The sequence below is a fragment of the Acidovorax sp. ACV02 genome (assembly GCF_014851475.1).
Lineage (GTDB): Bacteria > Pseudomonadota > Gammaproteobacteria > Burkholderiales > Burkholderiaceae_C > Acidovorax > Acidovorax delafieldii.
This window is the reverse complement of the sequence record NZ_JACUZU010000001.1, coordinates 194203-219282: the sequence shown is the minus strand read 5'-3', so window position 1 is coordinate 219282 and position 25080 is coordinate 194203. Positions and strand designations below refer to the sequence as shown.

Genomic DNA, 25080 nt, shown 5'->3' with positions numbered 1-25080 from the left:
CCGGACACGCCATCTACACAGGCGATGGCCCCTTGTTGTGGACTCGCCACAAAGGAAACAAAACACGGAGTTACGCTTGCTCCACCCCCACGCCCTGCCCCTCTCACCAAAGGTTTTCCCATGCGACCTTCACTCCCCACCCTGCGCGCCGGCCTGCGGAACCTGCTGCTGCTCACTGCCTGCGCCCTGGCCAGCCTCGCCCAGGCGGCGCCATTCGCCTACATTCCCAACCTCAGTTCCAACAATGTCTCGGTGATCGACCTGGCCAGCAACGCCGTCACCACCACCGTACCCGTGGGCAACAGCCCCTATGGCGCGGCGGTGAACCCGGCCGGCACCCGCGCCTATGTGACCAACGCCGACTCCAACACGGTCTCGGTGATCGACCTGGCCACCAACACCGTCACCACCACCGTGCCCGTGGGCTTCTTCCCCCATGGCGTGGTGGTGAACCCGGCCAGCACCCGCGCCTATGTGACCAACAACGGCACCAACACGGTCTCGGTGATCGACCTGGCCAGCAACACTGTCACCGCCATCGTGACGGTGGGCTTCTTCCCCCATGGCGTGGCGGTGAACCCGGCCGGCACCCACGCCTATGTCGTCAACAACGGCACCAGCACGGTCTCGGTGATCGACCTGGCTACCAACACCGTCACCGCCACCGTGCCCGTGGGCGTAGACCCAATTGGCGTGGCTGTGAACCCGGCCGGCACCCGCGCCTATGTGACCAACAGCAACTCCGGCACCGTCTCGGTGATCGACCTGGCCACCAACACCGTCACCGCCACCGTGACCGTGGGGGCCATTGCCTTTGGCGTGGCGGTGAACCCGGCCGGTACCCGCGCCTATGTGGTCAACAGCAACTCCGGCACTGTCTCGGTGATCGACCTGGCCAGCAACACTGTCACCGCCACCGTGCCCGTGGGCTTCTTCCCCTATGGCGTGGCGGTGAACCCGGCCGGCACCCGCGCCTATGTGGCCAACAACGGCACCAACAATGTCTCGGTGATCGACCTGGCCACCAACACCGTCACCGCCACCGTGCCCGTGGGGGCGAACCCAGTAGCACTGGGCCTGTTCATCGGTGGACCCGCGCCCGCTGCCCCGGCCGCTGTGCCCAGCCTCCAGGCTTGGGCCCTGCTGCTGTTGGCGGCCACCCTCGGTGGCCTGGCGCTTTCGCGCCTGCGGACTGCGCAGCGCCATCGCTCCTGACGCTGGCTTTGGGTGCCGCCCGGCCCAGGGAAGGCATGCCGCAGCCGGGCCATGGCCTGCACGCCACGGGCCTGAGCAATCTGGCACGGATACCGGGGTGTGGAGTCGGCCTTCAGTGCGCCACCAGCAGCTGCACAAACATCTGCACCTTGGCGCGGCACTCGGCGCTGATGGAGGTGAACTCCAGCCCGGCCACCCATTCGTCGCCCTCTTGCTTGAGGGTGATGACCCGCGCATACACATCGGCCACGCGGTAGTCCACCAGCGGCAGCTCGAACTCCAGCTTGATCTCACTATGGGGTTCCAGCGGCTCGATCAGCTCGACCAGCAGGCCGTGGTAGCCAATGTCGCGGATGGCACCGTGCACGATGTGGGGCACCACGATCTTGTCCTGCATGCGCTGGCACAGGCAGGGCAGGCGCGCGTCCACACGGTGGCTGCGGCGGAACTCCTGGCGGGGCACCTTGAGCTTGTGCGACGGGATGGCGATCAGCTCACGCAGGCTGACGGGCTGCGTGCGCCCCTTGACGAACACCTGCATGGGCGCAGACGCCGACACCAGCCCCCAGCAGCGCTGGTAGGTGGAGTCGCTGATGAGCACCTGGCCCCGCAGGCTCAGCGCCTCGATGCGCGAAGCCAGGTTCACGGCCTCGCCGATCACCGTGTATTCGGAATACACATCCGAGCCAAAGCGCCCGGCCATCACCGTGCCCGTGTTCACGCCAATGCCCAGAAACACCTCCGGCAGGCGCTCGGTCAGGTGGGCCAGGTTCAGCTCGCGCATGGCGATCTGCATCTCCACCGCACACAGCAGCGCGCGGTCCACATCGTCGTCGCGGGCCACCGGGGCGCCGAACAGCACCATGATCGAGTCGCCCATGAATTTGTCGATGGTGCCCTGGTACTTGAACACCACCTCCGACAGCCGTGCCAGGCAGCGGTTGAGCGCCGCAATGACCACCGATGCGGGCTGTGAGCCCGACAGCGCAGTGAACCCGCGCAGGTCGGCCAGCAGGATGGTGACCTCGCGCGGCGCTACCTCCAGGCCGTTGGCGGCAGCACCTTCGGGGTTTTCCATACCGTGCAGGATGCCCGCCATCTCGGCCTGCGCCGCCTCGCCCAGGGGCTTGCCGGTTTCGCGTTCGATCAGCGCCTGCAGGCGGCGCACGGCGTCGTGGTGGAATTCTTTGTGCATGGAGGTCTGGGGCGTGGAGCGGCCGGGTTTTTATGGGTGGGGGTAAGAACCTGTTCAGGTTCTAAATGCAATACCTGCCATTCACCACCCAGAATAGGCGCCGCCCCACGGCTGGTCAACCGGTGAAAACACCCCGGGCAAAGCAGCAACAGCGAGGTCAGCGGCACCTGCCCGCTATCAGCAAACCGGTGTGGGGCGTGCCAGCAGCGCCGCAGCGCTTCCCGGTAGAAAAATTCGGTCTTTTTGGCTGGAAGCGCTACATCCATATGCATCAAATGCTATCAACAACATAGCAATTGATGCGTCTTCCGCCGTCACCTGGCAGCCACCCGGTCCACACACACAAACTCGCCCACCACGCCGTCATAGTCCCACCGTGCCGCCACCCTCGCTTGGCCGTCTGGCGCAGCGCCCGATGCCTCGGTGCTGAGCACCACCAGGCTGTTGGGGCTGCCGTGCCGCAGGCGGTGCGAAACCGCCGTGCCCGCGCTGCTGGCCCACAGCCCCGGCATTGGCTGCAACAGGCGCGGCTGGTGCACGTGGCCGGACAGCAGCATTTGCGCGCCGGCAATGCGCCAGCGCTCCACGGCTTCGTCGGCGCGATGGGGGCGGTGGTCGCGGTCCTCGGCGTCGCGCGCTACCAGCGGGTGGTGGCTGGCCACAATGCGCCATGCACCCGGGGGTGCACGCGCCAGCAGCAGCGCCACATGCTCGATCTGGGCAGACGACAGGCTGCCGCGCTCGTGCCGCCAGGCACGCGTGGTGTTCACGCCCACCACGTAGAACGCTCCCATCTGCCGCACGGGCTCCTGGTCCATGCCGAACTGTTCGGAGAACCTTTCGTACGAACGGCCCCAGCGCATCCACCACGCAAACAGGGGCAGGTCGTGGTTGCCCGCCAGCACCAGGGTGCTGCGCGCATGCAGGCCCTGCACAAACCGCGCGGCCTGCTCAAACTGCTCGGCCGTGGCGCGCTGCGTGAGGTCGCCCGACACCACCACCATTGCCACCCCCAGGCGTTGCGCCAGCCGCTGCACAGCAGCACACACCAACGGGTCGTGCGCACCGAAGTGCAAGTCCGACAGGTGCATCAGAACAGTCATGGCAGGTGGTCGCAGGCAGTGGGCAGGCGCACGGGGGGCCCCATCATGCAGGCAGCAAGCCGGGGGCGGGGGTAGTGCCGGGCGCAGGCGTGTCGGTTGCGGAGGCTGCGAAAGCGGTATCTTCTGGTGGTGGGGTCTGCGCTGCACCATCGCGCACCAGCGGGCTCGGTGCCACCAGCCACAGCGGCCGCGCACTGATGCGGAAATGCAGGGGTGGAGCCATCCACTCCCGCTCGCCGTCAAACGCCACCTTGACCTGCGGGGGTCGCCAGCTGGCGGGCGCCACGGTCAGCTCGGCACACGCCATGCTGACCACCGCGTTGTCCTTGTCGAGCTGGCCGGTGGCCGCGTTCCACACGGTGCGGGCGATGGCCCAGCGCCCCTGGGGCTTGAGCATCACCACGGCCAAGTGCCCGCCGTCTGCCACCTTCTGCGCCTGCGGCAGGCCCATGCGGTCCAGCTGCAAGGGGTTGTTGCCCACAAACAGGGTGGTGACCAGATGCTCCTCCTGCTGCGCCTCGGCGCCCTGGTGCGTCTTCATCACCACGCGCCAGCGGCGGCCCGATGCGGGACGAAACAGGCTCCACACCGCCGCCGCTATGGCCACCCAGCGCTTGCGGCCAAAGCGGCGCGATGCCATCTCGCGGTCGGCCAGCATCTTGGGGTACAGGCCCACGCTGGCGTTGACCACAAACATGCGGCGGTTCACAAACCCCACCTGCACCGGCCGCAGGTCCCCGGCATGCAGCGCCTGCAGCAGGTCCTCCACGGCGGTCTCGGGGTCGAGCGCCAGACCGTGCTCGCGGCTGAAATAGTTGAAGGTTCCCATGGGCACCACCCCCAGCGGCACCCCGGCGCGCAGCGCGGCCGACGCCACCGCGTTGATGGTGCCGTCACCCCCGGCGGCCACCACCAGTCCGCCATCGTCCTGCGCGGCCTGGGCGGCTTGCTCGGCCAGCTGCACGATGTCGGCGCGCCGGTCAGGCACGTGCCACACGACGTCGTGCGCCTGCAGGGCAGGCACACCTTCGAGCTTGGCGCGCAGCAGGTCCAGGTCGGCACCTGGCCGCCGTGGCACCACCAGATGGATGGGGCCACGGGGCTGGGGAGGGAGGGTGTGTTCCGAAGGTGTCATTCAAAAACTCTGCAACAAACAAGAGCAACCCCACACCGCGCTGAGCCAATCGCAGCGACCGGGCGAGCCCGCAGGCCCACACCACGCGATGATTGCCAACACGGATTGCAGGGCACTCCATGGTGACAAACGGTTGTCCCCCGTGCAGCCGGTAGCCACGCCTACCCTTTGTCAGCCGGCTCCGACAGCGGCAGTGACGATGCAATACACCCACCACGCAACGGGATGTTGGGAACTTCGGTACAACCCGCGGCTTCTCTCCATGGGCCGCCCGCCCTGCGGGTGCATCCGAAGAAAGGACCCACTATCTCCATGACCACAACCTCCAGCGCTTTGGCCGCCACCGACATCGGCGCCCTGCTGGCGCAACACCCCCTGGGCTGGTGGATGGCTGGCGTGCTGTCGTTTGCCCTGCTGGGTAGCGTCGCCTTGACCGGCTTGCGCCGCCTGCGACAACACGCAGGCGCCCCGCTGGGCCGCCTGTTTCCGGCGCAAGCGCGCTGGGTGTTGGTGGCCGCCATGGCCGCATCGGCCTGCACGCTGGCTCTGGCAGGTGCCGCGCTGGCAGAGCTGGCCGAAAGCGGGCGCGCCCCGGGCACCTGGGGCGCACTGGACGACGCACTGGCTGCAGGCCTGCAAGCACAGGCATCCGCCGCCGTGCTGCAATGGTTTGCCACCCTCACCCACCTGGGCGACACCTGGGTGCTGACCGCGCTAGCGCTGGGCGTGGCCGCCCTGCTGTGGCTGCGCCGGCACCGCCTGCTGGCCACCGGCTGGCTGGTGGCCATGGCGGGCAACGGCGCGTTGACCAAGGTGCTGAAGCGTCTGTTCGAGCGCGTGCGGCCCGAGCACACGCACGGCATCGCCGAGGCCAGCGGCTACAGCTTTCCCAGCGGGCACAGCAGCGCATCGATGGTGGCCTATGCCATGCTGGCCTACCTGGCCACGCGGCTATTGCCCCGCGCCTGGCACCTGCCTGCGGTGGTGCTGGCCGGCGCGCTGATCTTCACCACCGGCTGGAGCCGTGTGGTGCTGCACGTGCATTACGCCAGTGATGTGCTGGCAGGCTGGCTGCTGGGCGGCACGTGGATGGTGTGCACGGTGCTGATCATGGAGAGCGTGTCGCGCTGGCGCGGCGCGGCGCCCTCGGCGACGTGCCGCTGAGCCGCCGCCCGGGCGCCCCGGTTTACCGTGCGGGGGAGTCCTCGGCAGACGCCATGGGCTGCATCGGCAAGACCACACAGGACGCACGCCCCGGCCCCATGTGCACGGTGTTGAACGCCACCACCCGGGGCCCCGCACTGCCCTCCGGAGCGCCGGTGTTGGGGTTGACGTCGAACCGAGGGAAGTTGCTGCTCGAGATGTCGAGCCGTATCCGATGGCCCCGGCAAAAGAGATTGGACGTGGGCATGGGCTCGATGGTGATCTCCACCACTTCGCCAGGCGCCATCAGCCCCGGCTGCTCCCACGAGTCGCGGTAGCGGCAGCGCAGGATGCCGTCGGTCAGGTTCATCGCATACCCCTCGGGGTAGTCCTCGCTGGGCGGGTACTGGTCGATCAGCTTGGCCGTGAAGTCGGTGTCGGGTGCGGTGGACGACACCCACAGCGCGATGGTCACCGGCCCGGTGATCTCCACATCGCTGTCGAGCGGCGGCGTCTGGAACACCAGCACGTCGTCCCGGCCGGCCAGCGGCCCGAACGGCGCCTGCGCACCGAACAGCCCGTCGTGCGTACGCTGGTCGTAGGCACCGGCCACCATCAGCGGTTCGCCCGAGGTGACGGAGCCCCCGATGGTGGGCACCGGCCTTGCGGGGTCGAAGCAAAAACCGGCCTGGGCCTCGGCCTGCGGTACGGACCGCGACAGCAGCCCGCCCGGCGCGAGGTACCAGGGCACCAGCGTGGTCGCCGGCACGGGCCAGCGGGCCGCGCTGCGCCAGGCCCCGCCGTGGTCGAGCCGGCCTTGCGGCGTGCGCCGCCCGGAGCCCCCACCCATGCGGAAATAGCGCACGGCATCGTCCTGCCCCGCGGGAAGCGGCTGCCCGCGCAGCCAGTGGTTGAACCACGCGAGCCGCATGTGCACGTAGTCGGGTGCAAGCGTGCCATCCAGCACCGCATCGCGGCCGAAGTCCACATCGCCCGCGTACGGCACGCTGCGCTCGCCATGCGTCCAGGGGCCCAGTACCATACGCACGTCGCCCAGACCGCGCTGCGAGAGCCCGAGGTAGTTGTCGGTCGTAGTCTGCGCGTACGGGTCCCACCAGCCGCACATCAGCATCACGGCCACGCCTTCGAAGGCGCCGTAGTGGCCTGCCGCATACAGCTCGGGCTGGCGCCAGTGGTCGTCGAAGCTGCCGCGCTCCCATTGGCCGAAGAGATAGTCCTCGTACTCGGGCGCCCACTGCAGCGGCGAGTCGCCGCGCGTCCAGGGCAGGCGCAAGAACCATTCGCCGATGTCGGCCTGGTCGAGCGCCTGGCGCGCGGCGTCGCTCAGGCTGTTGCTGCCACTGCGCGCATTGCGCAGGGCCCACACGGCCTGCTTGAGCTCGAAAGCACCCCCATGGCGGATGCCGCCCCGGTAGGCATTGGCAAAGCCGCCGCATTCGAGAAACATGGCCTTGAGCCCGGCGGGCCGCTGGCTGGCCAGCGCCGTCTGGGTATGGGCCGCATACGACAGCCCGTAGGTGCCCACGGCGCCGTTGCACCAGGGCTGCGCCACGATCCAGGCCATGGTGTCGGCGCCGTCGTGGGCCTCGCCCAGGTACTTGGTGAACTGCCCCTCGGAGTCGAAGCGGCCCCGGCAGTCCTGCACCACCACCGCGTAGCCCTCGCGGGCAAACTGCTCGGCCACCTCGCCGCGCCGCAGGGGTGCGGGGTTGGCGGCGGTGCGCTCGCGCCGGGTGGGTTCGTCTTTGCCGTAGGGTGTGCGCTCCAGCAGCACCGGCAGGGGGCCGGTGTGGCCGGCCGGCAGATACACATCGGTGGCCAGGTGCACGCCGTCGCGCATGGGCACCCGGCAGGTGTGCCGCACCACCCCGCCCAGACCGGCCGGGGCGGCGGACGGCGCCATTGGATTCATCATCGTGGTCATGAAAGTTCCTGCCTCAGTCGAGCTTGAGGTTGCGGTCCTTGACCAGCTTGGCCCAGCGCGCCGTGTCTTCCTGGATGAAGCGGCCGAGCTCCTGCGGCGTGGTGGGCGCGGGCTCCGCACCCTGCGCCACCAGCGAGGCGGTCACCTCCGCATCGGCCAGCGATGCGCGCAGCACCTTGCTGATTTTTTGCACCGCCTCCGCCGGCGTGCCCGTGGGCGCGAACAGGGCGTACCAGATGTCGTACTCGAAGTCCTTGAGCCCCGCCTCGGCCATGGTCGGCACCTGCGGGAAGGCGCGCGAGCGCTTGGCGCTGGCCACCGCCAGCGGCACCAGCTTGCCCGCCTTGATATGCGCAGCCACACTGGGCACCGCATTGATGCCCACCTGCACATGCCCGCCCGCCAGCTCGTTCACCGCCGGGCCGCCGCCCTTGTACGGGATCTGCACCATGCGCGTGCCGGTGGCCGCCTGGAACATCTCCATCGACAAATGCCCCGGGCTGCCGTTGCCGCTGGTGCTGTAGTTCAGGCCGCCGGGGTTCTTGCGCGCCAGCTCGATAAGCTCCTGCACCGTGCGGACCTGCAGGCTTGGGTGTGTGGTGAGGATGGGCACGTTGACCACCACCCGCCCCACCGGCACGAAGTCGCGCGACGGGTTGTACGTGAGCTTGCTGGAAAGCAGCGGCGCCGTCACCATGCCGGAACCTGCGCCCATCAGCAGCGTGTACCCGTCGGCTGGCGCCGAGGAGACCGCCTGGAAGCCGTGCGCACCGGGCCGGTTGTCGATGACGACAGGCTGCCGCCACTGGTCCGACATCTTGCGTGCCACCACACGCATGGCCGTGTCCGCAGCTGCCCCTGCCGGAAACGGAATCACGATGCGCACGGGCTTCTCGGGGAACTCGGCCGCGCCCGCGATCAGCGGGTGGCACAGCATGAATGAACACAACAGTGCGATCGTTTGCGGCATGCGGGATATCCAGGGAATCATGCGGTGCTTGTTATCAGAAATCATGGCGAACTCCCGCGCCAATGGCGCGCACGGACACATTGCTGCGGCTCGAATCGATGCCGTCGCGGTCGATGAAGGCCTGCAGCTCGGTGCGTTTGGACAGGGCATAGGTATAGGCTACCTGCTGGCGCTTGCGCAGGCCGCGCAGCGACGCCTGCACATCGCGCTGCATCACGTTGACCACGATGGCGTGCTGGCCGGCCGAAAAGCGGGTGCCCACCAGCCAGTAGTCCACATCGGCGCGGGTGGTGGCCGACGTCCTGGCGTAGGTATCGCGGCCCAGAAGCACATAGGGCTCGATCGCGCCGAAGTCGTAGCGCACGCCGGCCTGCCATTTGCTCGAGAACTCGTTGGCCAGCAGGCCACCCGGGCGCGTGTCCTTGCCGTAGCCGATGCCTGCCGACCAGGGCCCATCGGCATAGTTGAGGCCCAGGTCCAGCGACTTGGCGCCGTTTTCCTGCTCGGGCGTCTTGGCGTCGCCGCGCAGGTAGTAGCGCGCCCGCAGGTTGACGCCGCCCCAGGTGGGGCTTTGGTAGCCGATGGCGTTGGACGTGCGGTTGCGCGCGTTCAGGATGGAGGTGCCGATGGCCGTGGCCCCGGCATCGTTGGCGGCGAACGAGGTGATGCGCGTCACCTGCGAATACAGCGGCGATCCAGTCGGGTTGGCCGAGTCGAGCCGCCCGAGCGCCACCGTGCCCAGGCTGCCGCGCAAGGCGGCATAGCTGTTGCGAAAGGCTGGCGTGGTGGCGGCGCCGGAGTCGGCTTCGAGCCCCATCTCCAGGCCGAACAGGGCGGCCAGGCCGTCGCCCAGGTCCTCCTTGCCGCGAAAGCCCAGGCGGGATGCGTTGTCGCGCTCTTCAGTCACGGAGCCGGCGTTGCCGGTCTTCACGTTGTTGACGGTGAGCCGCACCTGGCCGTAGACCTGCAGGTCCTGTGCGGCGGCGGGCACCGCCGCCGAAACGGAAAGGCCGCAGGCGGCCAGCGCGAAGGGAAATGAGCGCCTCATGAAATCTTGCTCCTTGAAGGGGTGGTGCCAGGTTGGCTGATGACGCCGCCGATTCTGTGGAGCGAGGTGCTCGGCCACAACGCTATGACGAACGCTGATGACCCTATGCAATAGACCGCAGGTTTGCGCTGGCGTGGCAGCAGTGCAAAGATGCAGGCCGGCTGCCTGCATACCCGAACGTCTGCCCCTTTTCCACTCCATGAACTTCAAGCAACTCGAGGCCTTCCAGGCCATCATGCTCAGCGGCTCCACCACCGGCGCGGCCGAGCGCATGGGGCTGTCGCAACCCGCCATCAGCCGCTTGCTGGCGCAGCTGGAGGAGGACCTGGCCCTGCGTTTGTTCGTGCGCGAAAAAGGCCGCCTGAGCCCCACGGCCGAAGCCCATGCGCTGCTGCACGACGCCCAGGTGCTGATGGACTCGGCGCAGTGCTTTCGCCGCCATGCCGAACAGTTGCGCCTGGGCGGCTTCAAGCGGCGCCTGCTGAAGGTGGCGGTGCCCAGCACGCTGGCCACCACGCTCATGCCGGTGCTGGCAAAGCGCTTCATGCAGGCGCACCCGGACGTGGTGCTGGAGGTACTGTCAGGCTCGTACAACGACACCGAGCGCGCGCTGCTGAGCCGCGATGCAGACATCGGCCTGGTGCGCCTGCCCATGGAAATGCAGGGACTGAGCACCCGCGCCAGCCTGGACTCCGAAGCCGTGTGCATCATGCCCCGGGGCCATGCGCTCGAAGGCCTGGCAGAGGTCAGCCCCACCGACCTGATTGACGTCAGCCTGATCCTGCTGGGGCGCCAGCGGCAGATCCGCCACGACATCGACATGGCCTTTCGCCAGCGGCGCGTGCAGCCGCGCGTGGCGCTGGAGGTGCACTCCATCAGCGAGGCCTGCGCCCACGTGGCCCAGGGGCTCGGGGTATCGATCGTGAACGCCTTGCTGGCGCAGCACTGCCCGTACGAAGCGATCACGTCGCGCCCGTTCAGGCCCCGCATCGCCTACCAGCTGGGCATCGCCACGGTGAACAACGCACCGGCCTCGCCGTTGCATGACACCTTCACCCGGCTGCTGGTGGAGGCGATGGAAGCACCTTCTCCCGCCGTGGCATTGCCTTCAGCTCTCTGAAACTGGCGCGCCCCTCGCCAGTGCTCCCGTGGAACTGGCCTCGCCAGGCCACCGGGTGCGTCCCCCTCCCGCGCAGCGAGAGAGGGGGAAGGCGCCGCAGGCGACTCAGGGGGTGCGCTCTTAAATCGCCACGAGGTTGCGAATGCCCTTGGCTTCCATCTCGGAGCCTGGCCCGCGGGCGATGACCTCGCCGCGTTCCATCACCAGGTACTCATCGGCCAGTTCCTGCGCAAAGTCGTAGTACTGCTCGCACAGCAGGATGGCCATTTCTCCCTGGTCGGCCAGCATGCGGATCACGCGGCCGATGTCCTTGATGATGCTGGGCTGGATGCCCTCGGTGGGCTCGTCCAGGATGAGCAAACGCGGGCCGGGGGCCAGCGCGCGGGCAATGGCCAGCTGCTGTTGTTGCCCGCCCGACAGGTCACCGCCCCGGCGCTTGAGCATCTGCTTGAGCACAGGGAAGAGTTCGTACAGGTGTGCAGGCACAGGCGTCGATCCGCTTTTGTAGGCCAGGCCCATGCGCAGGTTTTCTTCCACGGTCAGGCGGCCGAAGATTTCGCGGCCTTGCGGCACAAAGCCGATGCCTGCGCGCGCCCGGTCGTAGGGCGTGGCTTTGTCGATGGGTTTGCCGTCGAAGCTGATGCTGCCGCTCTTGATGGGCACCAGCCCCATGAGGCTTTTGAGCAGCGTTGTCTTGCCCACGCCGTTGCGGCCGAGCAGCACGGTGACCTTGCCCGGGCTGGCGGTGAGGCTCACGTCACGCAGGATGTGGGAGCCGCCGTAGTACTGGTTGATGTTCTGGACGGTGAGCATGGTGACTTGGGATGTTTTGGGCCGCTAGCGCTGGTTCAATATGCGCTGACAGCTATATTTTTGATAGTGAATACCTTCACCGGCCGAGGTACACCTCGATCACGCGCTCGTCGGCCTGCACCTGGTCGAGCGTGCCTTCGGCCAGCACCGAGCCATCGCACAGCACCGTCACCTTCTCGGAGATGGTGCGGATGAAGCCCATGTCGTGCTCCACCACCATGAGCGAGTGCTTGCCCTTGAGCGTGAGGAACAGCTCCGCCGTGCGGGCGGTCTCCTCATCGGTCATGCCCGCCACGGGTTCGTCCAGCAGCAGCAACTTGGGGTCCTGCATCAGCAGCATGCCAATCTCCAGCCATTGCTTTTGCCCGTGGCTCAGGTTGCCGGACTGGCGCGTGACGCTGTCGGCCAGGTGAATGGTGTGCAGGATCTCGGCCAGGCGGTCCGACTGAGCGGAGTCGAGCTTGAAGAACATGCTGGACTTCACGCCCTTGTGGGTCTTGAGCGCCAGCTCCAGGTTCTCGAACACGCTGAGCTGCTCGAACACCGTGGGCTTCTGGAACTTGCGGCCGATACCCAGGCTTGCGATCTCGGGCTCGTTGTGGCGCAGCAGGTCGATGGTGGAGCCAAAAAACACCGTGCCTTTGTCGGGCCGGGTCTTGCCGGTGATGATGTCCATCATCGTCGTCTTGCCCGCACCATTGGGGCCGATGATGCAGCGCAGCTCGCCCGGGGCGATGTCCAGGCTCAGGCCGTTGATGGCCTTGAAGCCGTCAAAGCTGACATGCACGTCTTCCAGGTACAGGATGCGGCCGTGGGTCACGTCCACTTCGCCCGGCGTGGCAATGCGCGAGAAGCCTGCCGCGCGGCCACCCGACTCGGTCTGGCCCAGTGCGACGGGCGCCAGCGTCTTCTGCAGCCGCCGCGCACCTTCTTCCATCAGATCGGGCGTCATTGCGCGGCTCCGTTCGTTGTTGTCATTTTTGCCTTGAGCTTCTTGACCAGCCCCACCACACCGTCGGGCAGGAACAGCGTGACCGCAATGAACAGCGCGCCCAGAAAGTACAGCCAGAACTCCGGCGCCGTCACCGTGAGCCAGCTCTTGGCACCGTTGACGATGAACGCGCCCACGATGGGTCCGATGAGTGTGGCGCGCCCGCCCACGGCCGCCCATACGGCGATCTCGATGGAGTTGGCGGCGCTCATCTCGCCGGGGTTGATGATGCCGACCTGGGGCACATACAGGGCGCCCGCCACGCCGCACATCATGGCGCTGATGGTCCAGATGGTGAGCTTGTAGGGCAGTGGCGAGTAGCCTGAGAACATGACGCGGCTCTCGGCATCGCGCACCGCCTGCAGCACGCGGCCGAACTTGCTGCGCACCAGCCAGCGCGCCAGCAGGAAGAAGCCCAGCAGCGACAACCCCGTCAGCACGAACAGCGTCATGCGCATGTTCTGCGTGGCAATGGGCGTGCCCAGGATGCGCTTGAAGTCGGTAAAGCCGTTGTTGCCGCCAAAGCCGGTTTCGTTGCGGAAGAACAGCAGCATGGCCGCATACGTCATGGCCTGCGTGATGATGGAGAAGTACACGCCCTTGATGCGCGAGCGGAAGGCGAAGTAGCCGAACACAAACGCGATCACGCCGGGCACCGCCACGATGAGGATCAGCGTGGCGATGAAGCTGTCGGACAGCGCCCAGTGCCAGGGTAGCTCCTTCCAGTCCAGGAACACCATGAAGTCTGGCAGGTCGCTCTTGTAGTTGCCGTCGCGGCCAATCTGGCGCATGAGGTACATGCCCATCACGTAGCCGCCGAGCGCAAAGAACAGGCCGTGGCCCAGGCTCAAAATGCCGGTGTAGCCCCAAATCAGGTCCATGGCCAGCGCACAGATGGCGTAGCACATGATCTTGCCGAGCAGCGCCACAGCGTAGTCCGACAGGTGGAACATGCTACCTGCGGGCACCCAGAGGTTGAGCACGGGGGCCACGGCGCACACCACGATGAGTGCCACGATAAAGGCCGACCAGCCACCGCGCGTGAGCAGCGGCGCCGGTGCGGGCAGTTGGATGTTGGAAGAGGTTGGCGTAGTCATGATCAGTCGTCTCTGGTGCTTCAGTCGGCCGTACGCCCTTTGACCGCGAAGATGCCCTGGGGCCGCTTCTGGATGAAGATGATGATGAACACCAGCACCGCAATCTTGGCCAGCACCGCGCCCGCCCAGCCTTCGAGGAACTTGTTCAGGATGCCCAGGCCCAGCGCGGCATACACCGTGCCCGCCAGCTGGCCCACGCCGCCCAGCACCACCACCATGAAGGCATCGACGATGTAGCTCTGCCCCAGGTCCGGCCCCACGTTGCCCACCTGGCTCAGCGCGCAACCCGCCAGGCCCGCAATGCCTGAGCCCAGCGCAAAGGCCATGGTGTCGATGCGCGCAGTGTTCACGCCCATGCACGAGGCAATGGGGCGGTTCTGCGTCACACCACGCACGAACAGGCCCAGGCGCGTGCGGCCGATCAGGTAGCCCATGCCCAGCAGCACGGCGATGGCAAAGCCGATGATGACGAGGCGGTTGTAGGGCAGCGTGAGGTTGGAGAGCACCTGCACGCCACCGCTCATCCACGCGGGGTTTTCCACACCCACGTTCTGCGCGCCAAAAATCGTGCGCACCAGTTGCATCAGCACCAGGCTGATGCCCCAGGTGGCCAGCAGCGTCTCCAGCGGGCGGCCGTACAGAAAGCGCAGCACGCCGCGCTCCAGCACCGCACCCACGGCGGCCGAGGCGCCAAAGGCCAGGGGCAGCGCAGCGACCAGGTACCAGTCGAACGCACCCGGAAAATACTTCTGGAAGATGCCCTGCACCACATAGGTGGCGTAGGCGCCGATCATCATCAGCTCGCCGTGGGCCATGTTGATCACGCCCATCAGGCCGTAGGTGATGGCCAGGCCCAAGGCGACGAGCAGCAGGATGGAGCCCAGGCTGATGCCCGAGAACGCGGCGCCCAGGCGTTCGCCCCAGGCGAGCTGGCCTTCCATGGCGCGCAGTGCGGCCTGCAGTGCGGCCTTGACCTTGGCGTCTTCTTCGACCGTGACGCGTTCGTTGAGCAGCAGCCGCGTATCCGGTGTGGCGCTGAGCGACAGTGCCTGGGCGGCCGCGATGCGTTGTGCGGGGTCGTCGCTGCCCAGCAGCGTGGCGGCGCGCGCCAGCTCCAGCTGGGTCTTGATCTTGTCGTTGGTTTCCTGCGCCAGTGCCTTGTCGAGCAGGGGCAGTCGGCCTGCATCCGGCTCCTTGGTCAGTGCCTTGGCGGCGGCCATGCGCTGGGTTTCGTCCTCGCCAAACAGCGCCAGGCCCGCCAGGGCCGTGTCGATCTCGCCGCGCATGCGGTTGTTGTTGATGATGTCTTCGGCATCGGCGGGCACAGGGACCTCGGCGCCAGTGACAGGGTCGATGCCCTTGTCATCGCGGACGATCAGCGCCTTGCCGTCGGCCACCTTCACCGCGTCGTCGGCCAGCGCCTGCAAGAAGGCAGCGGTGCGTTCGCTGGGCTCCACCACGGCCTGCTGCACGGCGGCCACACGGTCGTCGGTGTCACCAGCGGCCATGGCCAAGGCCTGCTCAGCGGTGAGTGCTTGTGCCTGCGCAGTTGCGTAGAGCAAGAGGCAGACAATGAGGCGAGATACGAAAGAGAAATTCATGGAGGGGCCAGTCGGTCAATATGCAAAGGCCCATGCAGAGGGCAGGGCCTAGACCAGGGCCCCCGCGCAAGGGCCGCCCCGCCGCGCTGGGGGCGTCCCCCTCCCACGCGCAGCGTGAGAGAGGGGGAAGCGGCGTAGCCGCTCAGGGGGAGATCACTTCTTCTCGGGTTCGTCTTTTTTCTTGTCGTTGCCTTCGATGTAAGGAGACCATGGCTTGGCCTTCACGGGGCCGGGGGTCTTCCACACCACGTTGAACTGGCCGTCGGCCTTGATCTCGCCGATGAACACGCTCTTGTGCAGGTGGTGGTTCTTCTCGTCCATCTTGGAGACGATGCCCGACGGTGCCTTGAAGGTCTGGCCGGCCATGGCGGCAATCACCTTGTCCACATCGGTGCTCTTGGCCTTTTCAACCGCCTGCTTCCACATGTTGATGCCGATGTAGGTGGCTTCCATCGGGTCGTTGGTGAGCGGCTTGTCCTTGTGGCCGGCAATGCCCTTGGTCTTGGCGTAGTCGCTCCACTTCTTGATGAACTCGGTGTTGGCCGGGCTCTTGATGGACTGGAAGTAGTTCCAGGCAGCCAGGTGGCCCACCAGCGGCTTGGTGTCCACACCGCGCAGTTCTTCCTCGCCCACCGAGAAGGCGACCACGGGCACGTCCTTGGCCTTCAGGCCGGCGTTGCCCAGTTCCTTGTAGAAGGGCACGTTGGAGTCACCGTTGATGGTGGAGACCACGGCCGTCTTGCCGCCCTGGCTGAACTTCTTGATGTCGGCCACGATGGTCTGGTAGTCAGAGTGGCCGAAGGGGGTGTACTTCTCGTCGATGTCGCTGTCCTTCACGCCCTTGCTCTTGAGGTAGGCGCGCAGGATCTTGTTGGTGGTGCGGGGGTAGACGTAGTCGGTGCCCAGCAGCACCCAGCGCTTGGCGCTACCGCCGTCCTTGCTCATCAGGTAGTCCACCGCAGGGATGGCCTGCTGGTTCGGCGCGGCGCCGGTGTAGAACACGTTCTTGGAGAGTTCCTCACCCTCGTACTGCACGGGGTAGAACAGCAGGCCGTTCATTTCTTCCACGACCGGCAACACCGACTTGCGCGACACCGAGGTCCAGCAGCCGAAGATGACCGAGACCTTGTCCTGGCCCAGCAGCTGCTTGGTCTTTTCGGCGAACAGGGGCCAGTTGGAGGCTGGGTCCACCACCACGGGTTCGAGCTTCTTGCCCAGCACGCCGCCCTTGGCGTTGATCTCGTCGATCGCCATGAGCACGGTGTCTTTCAGCACGGTCTCAGAGATGGCCATGGTGCCCGACAGGCTGTGCAGGATGCCGACCTTGATCGTGTCCTGGGCGTGGGCTGGCAGCGCAGACAGGCCAGCGAGCGTAGCGACGGCCGCGAGGGCCTTGAGGGAATAACGACGTTGCATGTGTGCTTCTCCGGTGGTGGTTTCAATCAGGAAATCAATCAAACCGCTTCGCCCGGTGGGCCCCGGTGTGGAGCCCCTGTGGATCGGGCGATGGAATGGATTCTGGAGAGCGGGGCCGGTTGGCGAAATACGCCGGGTGGCGTACACGCCCCGCGGCGAGCCCGCATCACACGGGGGCCGTTGCGAGGCGACTCACCACCCCCGATGCACGCCACAGGCGCACAAGGGCAAGGATGGAATTCACTATGAAAACAATAGCTGTTACGGCATATATGACTGGCGCTACCAGCCCATTTCATGCAAAAACCTTGGCCTGCAAAGGTTGTGGGGCCTCCGTAGAATCCAAGGGTTTTCCCTAGTCTTGTGCGCCTGACCCCATCGGCCCTGGTGCTGCCCTTTTGTCCCTCTGCGCTCCATGAACCTCCCCCTGCTGGCCCTGGCCATTGCCGCTTTTGGCATTGGCACCACCGAATTCGTGATCCTGGGGCTGCTGCCCGAAGTGGCAGGTGACCTGTCCGTCTCCATCCCCGCCGCTGGCATGCTGGTGTCGGCCTACGCACTGGGCGTGGCTGTGGGTGGACCGCTGCTGGCGGTGGCCACCGCGCGCTGGCCGCGCAAGACCACGCTGACCTGGCTGATGGTGCTGTTCATCGTGGGCAATGTGGGTTGCGCGCTGGCCCCCAGCTATGCGTGGCTGATGGTGGCGCGCGTGGTCACCTCGTTCTGCCACGCCGCGTTTTTTGGCATTGGCGCCGTAGTGGCCGCCAGCGTGGTGGAGCCCCACAAGCGCGCCCAGGCCATGGCGCTGATGTTCACCGGGCTCACGCTCGCCAACGTGCTGGGCGTGCCGCTGGGCACGCTGCTGGGCCAGCACCTGGGCTGGCGCTCCACCTTCTGGGCGGTGGTGGTGATTGGGGTGCTGGCCGTGGCCGCCGTGGTGCGCTGGGTGCCACACCTGCGCCACCAGATCAGCGGCAGCGCGTTGGGCGAGTTCCGCGTGCTGCGCATTCGCCAGGTGTGGCTGGCGCTGGCGGTGAGCGTGCTCGCATCCACCAGCATGTTCACGCTGTTCACCTACATCACGCCCATCCTGCGCGACGTGACCGGTGTCTCGCCACAGAACGTGAGCGGCGTGCTGCTGCTGTGCGGCGTGGGCCTGACCATTGGCAACCTGCTGGGCGGCCGCCTGGCAGACTGGAAGCTGCTGCCCTCGCTGATGGGCATCTTTGCCGTGCTGGCGGGGGTGCTGGCAGCGTTTTCGTTCACCAGCGTGTGGCTGTGGCCTGCCGTCATCACCGTGGTGGTGTGGGGCATGGTGTCGTTCGCGGCGGGCACGCCGCTGCAGGCGCGGGTGGTGTCGCAGGCGGGCGATGCGCCCAGCCTGGCGTCCACGCTCAACATCGGCGCATTCAACCTCGGCAATGCCATTGGTGCCTGGCTGGGGGGCGCAGTCATCACGGCCGGGTGGTCGCTGCAGACCATTCCGCTGGTGGCGGCTGCTGTCACGCTGAGTGCGCTGGCGCTCACGGCCTACATTGCCTGGCTGGACCGGCAGCCCGCTGCCCCGGCGCCCGTGCTGACCGACTGCAGGGCGGTCTGACGGTCCGGCCCTGCAGCGGCCCGCCCCCCACCGGCCCCAGACCACAGGCCCCGCCCCGCCCCGCCCTGCCCGGCGTACCCGGCAGGGCTTTTTTTTCACCTTGGCCCGTATCGGCATGTGCCCCATCCGCCTGCCGCGCTGCGTCGCATAGCCGACATGGGCATAAAGCGTTCACCCGCGCACGGCGATAGGATGGCAGCCCAACGGCTGGACGCACCCGCAGGTCCTCCGCAACGGTAAGGACAACCCATGGTGAAACGACGCACAGTGCTTCTCGGTGGCGCCGCAACAGCCGGCGCGCTGGTCATCGGCTGGGGCGTGGTGCCCCCGCGCCAGCGGCTACACACCGCGCAGCCCCTGCCCCAGGGCACAGGCCAGGTGGCGCTGAATGGCTGGCTCAAGGTAGCGGCCGACAACACGGTGACGGTGATGATGGCCAAGTCCGAAATGGGCCAGGGCGCGCACACCGGGCTGGCCGCCATCCTGGCGGAAGAGCTGGACGCCGACTGGGCCCAGGTGCGGCTGGAGATGGCGCCCATCGACGACATCTACAACAACCTGGCCACGGTGGTGGACGGCCTGCCGTTCCACCCCGACAACGACGGCTCCATCAAGGCCGTGGCGGGCTGGCTGACCGCCAAGACCATGCGCGAAGTGGGCGTGATGATGACGGGCGGCTCCAGCAGCATGAAGGACCTGTGGCGCCCCATGCGCGAGGCCGGTGCCCACGCCCGCGCCATGCTCATCAACGCAGCGGCCGTGCAATGGAAGGTGCAGGCCGCCGAATGCAAGGCCAACGCTGGCGTGGTGGAACATGCGGCAGGCCAGCGCGCCACGTTTGGCGAGCTGGCCGCACTGGCGGCGCAGCAGCCGCCACCGGGCAAGGTGCCCCTCAAGGCGCCTGCTGAATTCAAGCTGATCGGCAAGCCGCTCACCCGCATCGAGGCGCCCTCCAAGCTCGATGGCAGTGCGGTGTTTGGCATCGATGCCCACCCGCCCGGCCTGCTGTACGCCAGTGTAGTGATGTGCCCCACGCGGGGCGGCAAAGTGGCCCAGTTCGATGGCGCAGCCGCGCAAAAAATGCCCGGCGTGAAGCAGGTGCTGGCGGTAGCGCCGTACCACGGCGGCACTGGCGGCGTGGCCGTGATTGCCGACACGCCCTGGCACGCCAAAAAGGCCGCCGCCGCAGTCACCGTGCAGTGGGACCACGGCCCCGCCGCCGCGCTGTCGAGCGCCGCCGTCATGACCCAGCTGACCCAGGCGCTGGACCAGGCCCAGGGCTTTGGCTACCACAGCGTGGGCGATGTGGACCAGGCCCTGCAAGGCGCTGCAACCACCCTCACTGCCGACTACCGCGCGCCTTACTTGGCCCACGCCACCCTGGAGCCCATCAACTGCACCGTGCAGTTCAAGGATGGCGCGGCCAGCGTGTGGACATCCACCCAGGTGCCGGGCCTGGCGCGCATGGCGGCCGCCAAGGCCCTGGGCATCGACGACACCAAGGTGACCGTGCACCAGCTGCTACTGGGCGGCGGGTTTGGCCGGCGGCTGGAGGTGGACTATGTGGCCCAGGCCGCCGCCATTGCCAAGGCCGCGGGCGGCGCGCCGGTGCAGACGCTGTGGTCCCGCGAGCAGGACATGCAGCACGACTTCTACCGCCCCGCCTGCGTGGCCCGGTTCAAGGCCGGGCTGGACGCACAGGGCCAGCTGGTGGCCTGGCACAACGTGTCGGCCGGTCAGGCCATCGTGCCGCAGGTGCTGGCCCGCACCTTTGGCCTGCCGGGCGCCGGGCCGGACAAGACCGCGTCCGAAGGCGCGTTCGACCAACCCTACGAGTGGCCCCACGCACGCATTGCCCACGAGATCATCGACCTGCCGCTGCCCGTGGGCTTCTGGCGCTCGGTGGGGCATTCGCACCAGGCGTTCTTCAAAGAGAGTTTTGCGGACGAAGCGGCCCACGCCGCCAAGAAGGACCCGGTGGCGTTCCGCGCCGCGCTGCTGCAAAAACACCCGCGCCACCTGAAGGTGCTGCAAAAGGCGGCCGAGCTGGCGGGCTGGGGCCAGCCCTTGCCGCCCGATGCGTCGGGCGTGCAACGGGCGCGCGGCGTGGCGCTGCACCAGTCGTTCGGCTCCATCGTCGCGCAGGTGGCCGAGGTGTCGGTGGGTGCGGACAAGGCCATCCGCGTGCACCGCGTGGTGTGCGTGGTCGACTGCGGCGCGGCCATCAACCCCAACCTCATTGCCCAGCAGATGGAAAGCGCCGTGGTCTTTGGCCTCACCGCTGCGCTATGGGGCGAAGTGACGATCAAAGACGGCCAGGTGCAGCAGAGCAACCTGCACGACTACCCGCTGCTGCGCATGGCCGACTGCCCCCGCGTGGAAACCCACATCATCGCCAGCGCCGAGCCCCCCGAGGGCGTGGGCGAGCCCGGAGTGCCGCCCATCGCACCCGCCGTGGCCAATGCCTTGTTTGCCCTCACCGGCCAGCGCCTGCGTGCGCTGCCGCTCAAGCTCAGCTGACCCGACGCACCGGAGCCCCCATGACCACGACCCTGAACCTCAACGGCCGACCCGTCGCTGTCAACGCCGAACCCGACACGCCCCTGCTGTGGGTGCTGCGCGGCGAACTGCAGATGAACGGCACCAAGTTTGGCTGCGGCATGGCGCTGTGTGGCGCCTGCACGGTGCACCTGAACGGCGAGCCGGTGCGCGCCTGCATCACGCCCCTGTCGGCCGCGGGCAGCGCCCAGGTCACCACCATCGAGGGCCTGCAAGGCCCCGAAGCCTCTGCACTGCGCACCGCATGGACCGCGGTGGATGTGGCGCAGTGCGGCTACTGCCAGAGCGGGCAGCTGATGTCGGCCTGTGCCCTGCTGAAGAAAACGCCGCAGCCTACCGATGCCGACATCGACGCCGCCATGTCGGGCAATGCCTGCCGCTGCGGCACCTACCCGCGCATCCGGGCGGCGATCCACCAAGCTGCGCGCGGGCCTCAGGGCTGAGAGATCCCCCCTCCCAGGTCGAGCGAAACCTGCTCGACCACGCCCCCTTTTTCGGGCGGCATGTCGGCGCAGTACACGGCATTGCGCCCTGTGCCCTTGGCTTGGTAGAGGGCCTGGTCGGCACGGTTCACCAGCTCTTCAAAATTCATCCCCGAGCCCTTGTACAGGGTGGCTACGCCAATGCTCACGGTGACGGCCACCTCCTGCCCTTCGTCGCCCACGCACACCAGCAAGGACTCGACCTCGCGGCGCAGCGACTCTGCCACTTGCAACGCGCTCGCGCTGTCGGTCTCGGGCAGCACGATGACAAACTCCTCGCCCCCAAACCGCGCGACGATATCCACACCGCTGCGCTTGTGCCCAGCACACACCTGGGCCACGGCACAGATCACGCGGTCGCCCGCCAGGTGGCCGTACAGGTCGTTGACGGTCTTGAACAAATCGATGTCTGCCACCAGCACGGACATCGGGTGCCCAAAACGCTCCGTGCGCTTGTATTCCTTGGCGCCCAGCTCCATCAGCGTGCGGCGGTTGGACAGGCCCGTGAGCGAGTCGTTGGCGGCCAGCCGCTCCAGCGTGGCGTTGAGCTGCTGCAGCAGGCGGTTCTGCTCGGTGAGCTGCTGGTTGATCTGGGCGATCTCGGTCTCGCGGCACTTGCGGTCGTGGATGTTGAACGTGACGCCGATCAAGCGCTTGCCGGGCGTCTCGCTGTGGCCGTCCATGATGCGGCCATAGTTGGCAAACCAGATCCACTCGCCACTCTTGGAGCGCAGCCGGAACTCACACCGGTACTGCGGCGTGACGCCCGTCAGGTGGTCGGCCACGGCCTTGCGCACGGTGTCGATGTCGTCGGGGTGGAACAGGCCGTAGATGTCCTGCACGCCCGAGACGATTTCATCCTCGGAGAACCCCAGCTCTTCAAACGTCTTGGTCGCCTTGCGCGTGACGTTGCCGGTGATGAGGTCGTTCTCCCACAGGTCGAGCCCGGCGGCCTCCAGGGCCAGCTCCAGCCGCTCCTTGTTCAGGTCCGCCTCACCCATGGCCATGACCACCTTTTTTCACAGCGTTCCGTTTCTCTCGTGCGTCGGTGCGGGCTTCAGGGTTCAGCCGGGCGGCATGCCACCCGCGTAACCGATATTGCGCAGCAGCGCGGCAAACGATGCCACGACGCCAGGGGTGTGGTAGAGCTGGGGCGCAGTCTGCACCGCAATCACGCTCACCTGGTTGCCGGTGCTGCGGCCCGTTTTAGGGTCGAAATACTGGGCCAGGTCGTCGCTGGCGTTGGAGAACCCACGACCCGTGCTCTCTGAGTAGTAGCAGATCGAGTCGGGCGCAATGATGTCGGGGGTGGTGCTGGCCGCCGAATACATGATCAGGTTCTCGTTGAGGTTGTAGAGGTAATGTGTCTCGGTGCTCTGGGCCGGGTCGGCTGCATTGTCCAGCCGGATGATGCCCGAGTCCAGCGACGCGCTGGACGTGGACTGGCTGACCGAGGTGATGAAAAAGTTGGTGACCACGGCGCGCGCGGCACGGCCGGTGAGGTTCTGGATGCCCGCCGCCACGGCCTGGGTGCTCAGCGGCGTGACCGCCTGCAAGAGCTGCAGGCCCAGCTGGCGTGCCTGCTCCAGCGTGCCCGGAATGTAGCTGCCCGACAACGCGAACTGGTTGCCCGCGTTGGAGGGCCACATCGCAATGCCCGAGTACCCGCCGAAGCCGCCCACCACCCCGCCCGCCAGCGACTCGATGCCCGACGCTGTGCCGGAGCCCAGCACCGCGTACTCCGCCGCCACGAGCGTGGACGCATCGCTGGCCAGCACGGCCGGACTGGGCGCTGGCCCAGAAGGGGCGGTGAAGGTGGTCTGGGGCAGCTCAGGCACGGCACGGCCTGCGCCATCGCCGTTCACCACCCAGATGCTGCCGCCCGACATGGCCGCGCCAATCAACGGCACCAGCGAATTGATGGGCCCGATCTCCACCGGGATGAAGGCGCCTGGCTGCATGCCGGTGTACGCCTGCATCACGGCCACGGTGTTGCTGATGGAGTTCTGCACCGCCGTGAGGGTGAGGTTGTCGGCCGCGTCGGGCGAACCCATGATGGCCAGCACACAGGCATTGGTGGCGCCGTCGTAGTCCTGCACCTGCACCGTGCCCGTGTAGCCCTGGTCTGCCAGCTGCTGCACGATGGCGCATGCGTCTTGGTAACTGCCACCACCGCCGCTGGCCAGCACGGCCGCCCCGGTGGCGATCGCCTGGAAATCGGTCAGGCCATAGAAATAGACATTGCCCATCGGGCCCCCCTCTCTTATTTGGATGAAAAGCACGATATCCGAGCCCCGTCGAAAGTCAATGACCGGGATACCACGGGGGGATCGGCACCACGGCAGGGCCTGCACTCTGGTTTACGGCGGCATCATCGCCTATGCTGTGCACCAAGTTGTTTTCCGCTACCCCCACCATGAGCACCCCCGAAAAATCCCCCGTTTACGGCACCGAAGACCTTTTGATCAGCCTGTGCAACTCCGTCACCCGCGTGCTGGGCGTGGCTACACACAGCCAGATCCACTATTCCGGCATGGTGCAGCGCATCAGCAAGACCTGCCTGAAACCCGACATTGGCTGCTTTGTACTGTTTGACGGCGGCTTCTCGGGGCTGGTGATCATCAACTTCTCGGGCCAGGCGGCGATGGAGCTGTACGCCAACTACCTGCTGAACATGGGCATGTCCAAGGATGACCTGGTCAGTTCGTACACCTCCGACGAGGTCAGCAACGTGATGGGCGAGCTGATGAACCAGGTGGTGGGCGACTTCACCGGCAAGGTGCGGCGCGAGCTGCAGACCCACATCACGCAGAACCAGCCCAAGATGCTGGTGCTGAACAAGCAGGTGCAGCTGTCGGTGGACGCCAACCTCGACAAGCCCGAAGCCCGGCGCGTGACCTTCTACACCAGCAACAACAACATCTTCTACCTCGAACTCGCCATCGACCGCACCGAGTTCATCAAGCTCTACGACTTTGAAGCGCAGGAAGCTCCCGACCCGGACGCATTGATGGCCCAGTCGCAAGAAGCCCCGCCCGTGCCCGCCCCACCGCCCGCCGGCCAGGACGACACGGATGCGCTGCTCAAGTCCCTGGGCATGTAGCAACACTACAAAAAAGATAGCTGCCAGCGCATGAAACACTAGCGCTTGCAGCCAATTTCGCTCAAAGAAGCGCCCAGAGTGGCTGCGGCGCCCCTCCGGGCGGCCCAGCGGGCCTGTCCTACACCCGCCGTCACGATGCACTGACCGCTCCGCCAGGTCACGGGTCTAAGCTGAAAAGCCCACCTGTTGATCGGAAAGGAGTCCCCATGCCACGTGCCGCCTGGAGCGCCAAACGCGAGCGCCAGTACGAACACATCAAGGACAGCCTGCTGGAGCGCGGAGAGAGCGAAAGCACCGCCGAAGAGATTGCCGCGCGCACCGTGAACAAGGAGCGCGCGCAACACGGCGAAGCCCGCACGGCCAACCCCAAGACCCTGAAAGCCACGCCCGCACCCGTACGCGGCGGCAAAAACTCGCACCGCGGCCCGCAGGGCCGCACCCGCGAGCAGCTGTACGAAGACGCCAAGCGCGCGAACATCCGGGGCCGGTCCCGGATGAACAAGCAGCAGCTGGAGCAGGCCCTGGCGCGCTAACCCAAGCGCGA

The 25080-nt window shown here is 67.0% G+C and carries 21 protein-coding genes and 1 pseudogene; 9 read left to right on the top strand and 13 right to left on the bottom strand.

Annotated features, from left to right (window positions below; translation table 11 throughout):
- The first annotated feature begins 120 nt into the window (after positions 1-120).
- Positions 121-1215: a cytochrome D1 domain-containing protein gene (locus tag IB236_RS01100; RefSeq protein ID WP_192418359.1), complete on the top strand. Its 1095-nt coding sequence runs from the start codon at positions 121-123 to the stop codon at positions 1213-1215.
- Positions 1216-1327: 112 nt separating this feature from the next.
- On the opposite strand, the gene IB236_RS01095 is transcribed toward IB236_RS01100, so the two are convergent.
- Positions 1328-2410 (bottom strand): adenylate/guanylate cyclase domain-containing protein, encoded by a 1083-nt coding sequence (locus tag IB236_RS01095; RefSeq protein WP_056060658.1) that lies wholly within the window; start codon positions 2408-2410, stop codon positions 1328-1330.
- Between the two features lie 314 nt (positions 2411-2724).
- A complete protein-coding gene (locus tag IB236_RS01090) occupies positions 2725-3513 on the bottom strand; it encodes a metallophosphoesterase (protein WP_225580897.1) in 789 nt (262 codons plus the stop codon).
- 197 nt (positions 3514-3710) lie between these two features.
- On the opposite strand from IB236_RS01090, the gene IB236_RS24580 reads away from it, so the two are divergent.
- Positions 3711-4328 carry a hypothetical protein gene (locus IB236_RS24580; protein WP_370539876.1) on the top strand — a complete coding sequence of 206 codons (618 nt, stop codon included), beginning with the start codon at positions 3711-3713 and terminating at the stop codon, positions 4326-4328.
- Here the strand turns inward: IB236_RS24580 and IB236_RS24575 are convergent.
- Positions 4322-4648 (bottom strand): annotated as a pseudogene (locus tag IB236_RS24575) (diacylglycerol kinase family protein); the annotation flags it as partial. The gene IB236_RS24580 and the pseudogene IB236_RS24575 sit on opposite strands and share 7 nt — an antisense overlap.
- 312 nt (positions 4649-4960) lie before the next feature.
- Here IB236_RS24575 and IB236_RS01080 point away from each other — a divergent pair.
- Positions 4961-5812 carry a phosphatase PAP2 family protein gene (locus tag IB236_RS01080; protein WP_192418357.1) on the top strand — a complete coding sequence of 284 codons (852 nt, stop codon included), beginning with the start codon at positions 4961-4963 and terminating at the stop codon, positions 5810-5812.
- Positions 5813-5834: 22 nt separating this feature from the next.
- On the opposite strand, the gene IB236_RS01075 is transcribed toward IB236_RS01080, so the two are convergent.
- Genes IB236_RS01075 through IB236_RS01065 form a run of 3 tightly spaced genes read right to left on the bottom strand, consistent with a single transcriptional unit; the run spans position 5835 to position 9754 of the window.
- On the bottom strand, positions 5835-7736 hold the full coding sequence (locus IB236_RS01075) for a CocE/NonD family hydrolase (RefSeq protein WP_225580896.1): 1902 nt from the start codon (positions 7734-7736) through the stop codon (positions 5835-5837).
- 13 nt (positions 7737-7749) lie between these two features.
- Entirely contained in the window at positions 7750-8706 is a 957-nt protein-coding gene (locus IB236_RS01070) for a tripartite tricarboxylate transporter substrate binding protein (protein WP_225580895.1), read from the bottom strand.
- A 34-nt stretch (positions 8707-8740) separates the two neighbouring features.
- Positions 8741-9754: a porin gene (locus tag IB236_RS01065; protein WP_099729412.1), complete on the bottom strand. Its 1014-nt coding sequence runs from the start codon at positions 9752-9754 to the stop codon at positions 8741-8743.
- 199 nt (positions 9755-9953) lie between these two features.
- Between IB236_RS01065 and IB236_RS01060 the strand changes: the two genes are divergently transcribed.
- Positions 9954-10874, top strand: a complete 921-nt coding sequence (locus IB236_RS01060; protein WP_056747358.1) for a LysR family transcriptional regulator — start codon at positions 9954-9956, stop codon at positions 10872-10874.
- Positions 10875-10994: 120 nt separating this feature from the next.
- On the opposite strand, the gene urtE is transcribed toward IB236_RS01060, so the two are convergent.
- The 5 genes from urtE to urtA all read right to left on the bottom strand — a co-directional run bounded on the left by urtE (position 10995) and on the right by urtA (position 16792).
- Entirely contained in the window at positions 10995-11687 is a 693-nt protein-coding gene (gene urtE / locus IB236_RS01055) for an urea ABC transporter ATP-binding subunit UrtE (protein ID WP_192418356.1), read from the bottom strand.
- A 76-nt stretch (positions 11688-11763) separates the two neighbouring features.
- Positions 11764-12639, bottom strand: coding sequence for an urea ABC transporter ATP-binding protein UrtD (urtD, locus tag IB236_RS01050; protein WP_056060633.1), 876 nt, complete (start codon positions 12637-12639; stop codon positions 11764-11766).
- Positions 12636-13775, bottom strand: coding sequence for an urea ABC transporter permease subunit UrtC (urtC, locus tag IB236_RS01045; RefSeq protein ID WP_192418354.1), 1140 nt, complete (start codon positions 13773-13775; stop codon positions 12636-12638). Before urtC ends, urtD begins: the two co-directional genes overlap by 4 nt.
- A gap of 20 nt (positions 13776-13795) precedes the next feature.
- Entirely contained in the window at positions 13796-15376 is a 1581-nt protein-coding gene (gene urtB, locus IB236_RS01040) for an urea ABC transporter permease subunit UrtB (RefSeq protein ID WP_192418352.1), read from the bottom strand.
- Between the two features lie 153 nt (positions 15377-15529).
- Complete coding sequence (urtA, locus tag IB236_RS01035; protein ID WP_192418350.1) at positions 15530-16792, bottom strand: urea ABC transporter substrate-binding protein; 1263 nt, start codon at positions 16790-16792, stop codon at positions 15530-15532.
- Positions 16793-17207: 415 nt separating this feature from the next.
- On the opposite strand from urtA, the gene IB236_RS01030 reads away from it, so the two are divergent.
- The 3 genes from IB236_RS01030 (at position 17208) to IB236_RS01020 (ending at position 21394) form a co-directional block, all read left to right on the top strand.
- The gene (locus tag IB236_RS01030; RefSeq protein ID WP_192418348.1) at positions 17208-18392 is read left to right on the top strand and encodes an MFS transporter; all 1185 of its coding nucleotides are present in this window, start codon (positions 17208-17210) and stop codon (positions 18390-18392) included.
- 249 nt (positions 18393-18641) lie between these two features.
- Entirely contained in the window at positions 18642-20912 is a 2271-nt protein-coding gene (locus IB236_RS01025; RefSeq protein ID WP_192418346.1) for a xanthine dehydrogenase family protein molybdopterin-binding subunit, read from the top strand.
- 20 nt (positions 20913-20932) lie between these two features.
- Positions 20933-21394 carry a (2Fe-2S)-binding protein gene (locus tag IB236_RS01020; protein WP_192418344.1) on the top strand — a complete coding sequence of 154 codons (462 nt, stop codon included), beginning with the start codon at positions 20933-20935 and terminating at the stop codon, positions 21392-21394.
- Here IB236_RS01020 and IB236_RS01015 read toward each other — a convergent pair.
- Positions 21385-22440 carry a sensor domain-containing diguanylate cyclase gene (locus IB236_RS01015; RefSeq protein WP_225580894.1) on the bottom strand — a complete coding sequence of 352 codons (1056 nt, stop codon included), beginning with the start codon at positions 22438-22440 and terminating at the stop codon, positions 21385-21387. The two genes, IB236_RS01020 and IB236_RS01015, sit on opposite strands and share 10 nt — an antisense overlap.
- A gap of 57 nt (positions 22441-22497) precedes the next feature.
- Positions 22498-23682 carry a DUF917 family protein gene (locus IB236_RS01010; protein WP_192418342.1) on the bottom strand — a complete coding sequence of 395 codons (1185 nt, stop codon included), beginning with the start codon at positions 23680-23682 and terminating at the stop codon, positions 22498-22500.
- Between the two features lie 167 nt (positions 23683-23849).
- Here IB236_RS01010 and IB236_RS01005 point away from each other — a divergent pair, with 167 nt between their 5' ends.
- Together IB236_RS01005 and IB236_RS01000 are read left to right on the top strand one after the other, a co-directional pair.
- A complete protein-coding gene (locus IB236_RS01005) occupies positions 23850-24536 on the top strand; it encodes a DUF3334 family protein (protein WP_056062049.1) in 687 nt (228 codons plus the stop codon).
- A gap of 206 nt (positions 24537-24742) precedes the next feature.
- Positions 24743-25069 (top strand): plasmid stabilization protein, encoded by a 327-nt coding sequence (locus IB236_RS01000; protein ID WP_116749105.1) that lies wholly within the window; start codon positions 24743-24745, stop codon positions 25067-25069.
- Positions 25070-25080: the final 11 nt, after the last annotated feature.

Coding starts and splice junctions, on each gene's coding strand:
- IB236_RS01100 (WP_192418359.1), top strand. CDS start 121: ATGCGACCTTCACTCCCCACCCTGCGCGCCGGCCTGCGGAACCTGCTG.
- IB236_RS01095 (WP_056060658.1), bottom strand. CDS start 2,410: ATGCACAAAGAATTCCACCACGACGCCGTGCGCCGCCTGCAGGCGCTG.
- IB236_RS01090 (WP_225580897.1), bottom strand. CDS start 3,513: ATGACTGTTCTGATGCACCTGTCGGACTTGCACTTCGGTGCGCACGAC.
- IB236_RS24580 (WP_370539876.1), top strand. CDS start 3,711: ATGCGGAAATGCAGGGGTGGAGCCATCCACTCCCGCTCGCCGTCAAAC.
- IB236_RS01080 (WP_192418357.1), top strand. CDS start 4,961: ATGACCACAACCTCCAGCGCTTTGGCCGCCACCGACATCGGCGCCCTG.
- IB236_RS01075 (WP_225580896.1), bottom strand. CDS start 7,736: ATGACCACGATGATGAATCCAATGGCGCCGTCCGCCGCCCCGGCCGGT.
- IB236_RS01070 (WP_225580895.1), bottom strand. CDS start 8,706: ATGCCGCAAACGATCGCACTGTTGTGTTCATTCATGCTGTGCCACCCG.
- IB236_RS01065 (WP_099729412.1), bottom strand. CDS start 9,754: ATGAGGCGCTCATTTCCCTTCGCGCTGGCCGCCTGCGGCCTTTCCGTT.
- IB236_RS01060 (WP_056747358.1), top strand. CDS start 9,954: ATGAACTTCAAGCAACTCGAGGCCTTCCAGGCCATCATGCTCAGCGGC.
- urtE (WP_192418356.1), bottom strand. CDS start 11,687: ATGCTCACCGTCCAGAACATCAACCAGTACTACGGCGGCTCCCACATC.
- urtD (WP_056060633.1), bottom strand. CDS start 12,639: ATGACGCCCGATCTGATGGAAGAAGGTGCGCGGCGGCTGCAGAAGACG.
- urtC (WP_192418354.1), bottom strand. CDS start 13,775: ATGACTACGCCAACCTCTTCCAACATCCAACTGCCCGCACCGGCGCCG.
- urtB (WP_192418352.1), bottom strand. CDS start 15,376: ATGAATTTCTCTTTCGTATCTCGCCTCATTGTCTGCCTCTTGCTCTAC.
- urtA (WP_192418350.1), bottom strand. CDS start 16,792: ATGCAACGTCGTTATTCCCTCAAGGCCCTCGCGGCCGTCGCTACGCTC.
- IB236_RS01030 (WP_192418348.1), top strand. CDS start 17,208: ATGAACCTCCCCCTGCTGGCCCTGGCCATTGCCGCTTTTGGCATTGGC.
- IB236_RS01025 (WP_192418346.1), top strand. CDS start 18,642: ATGGTGAAACGACGCACAGTGCTTCTCGGTGGCGCCGCAACAGCCGGC.
- IB236_RS01020 (WP_192418344.1), top strand. CDS start 20,933: ATGACCACGACCCTGAACCTCAACGGCCGACCCGTCGCTGTCAACGCC.
- IB236_RS01015 (WP_225580894.1), bottom strand. CDS start 22,440: ATGGCCATGGGTGAGGCGGACCTGAACAAGGAGCGGCTGGAGCTGGCC.
- IB236_RS01010 (WP_192418342.1), bottom strand. CDS start 23,682: ATGGGCAATGTCTATTTCTATGGCCTGACCGATTTCCAGGCGATCGCC.
- IB236_RS01005 (WP_056062049.1), top strand. CDS start 23,850: ATGAGCACCCCCGAAAAATCCCCCGTTTACGGCACCGAAGACCTTTTG.
- IB236_RS01000 (WP_116749105.1), top strand. CDS start 24,743: ATGCCACGTGCCGCCTGGAGCGCCAAACGCGAGCGCCAGTACGAACAC.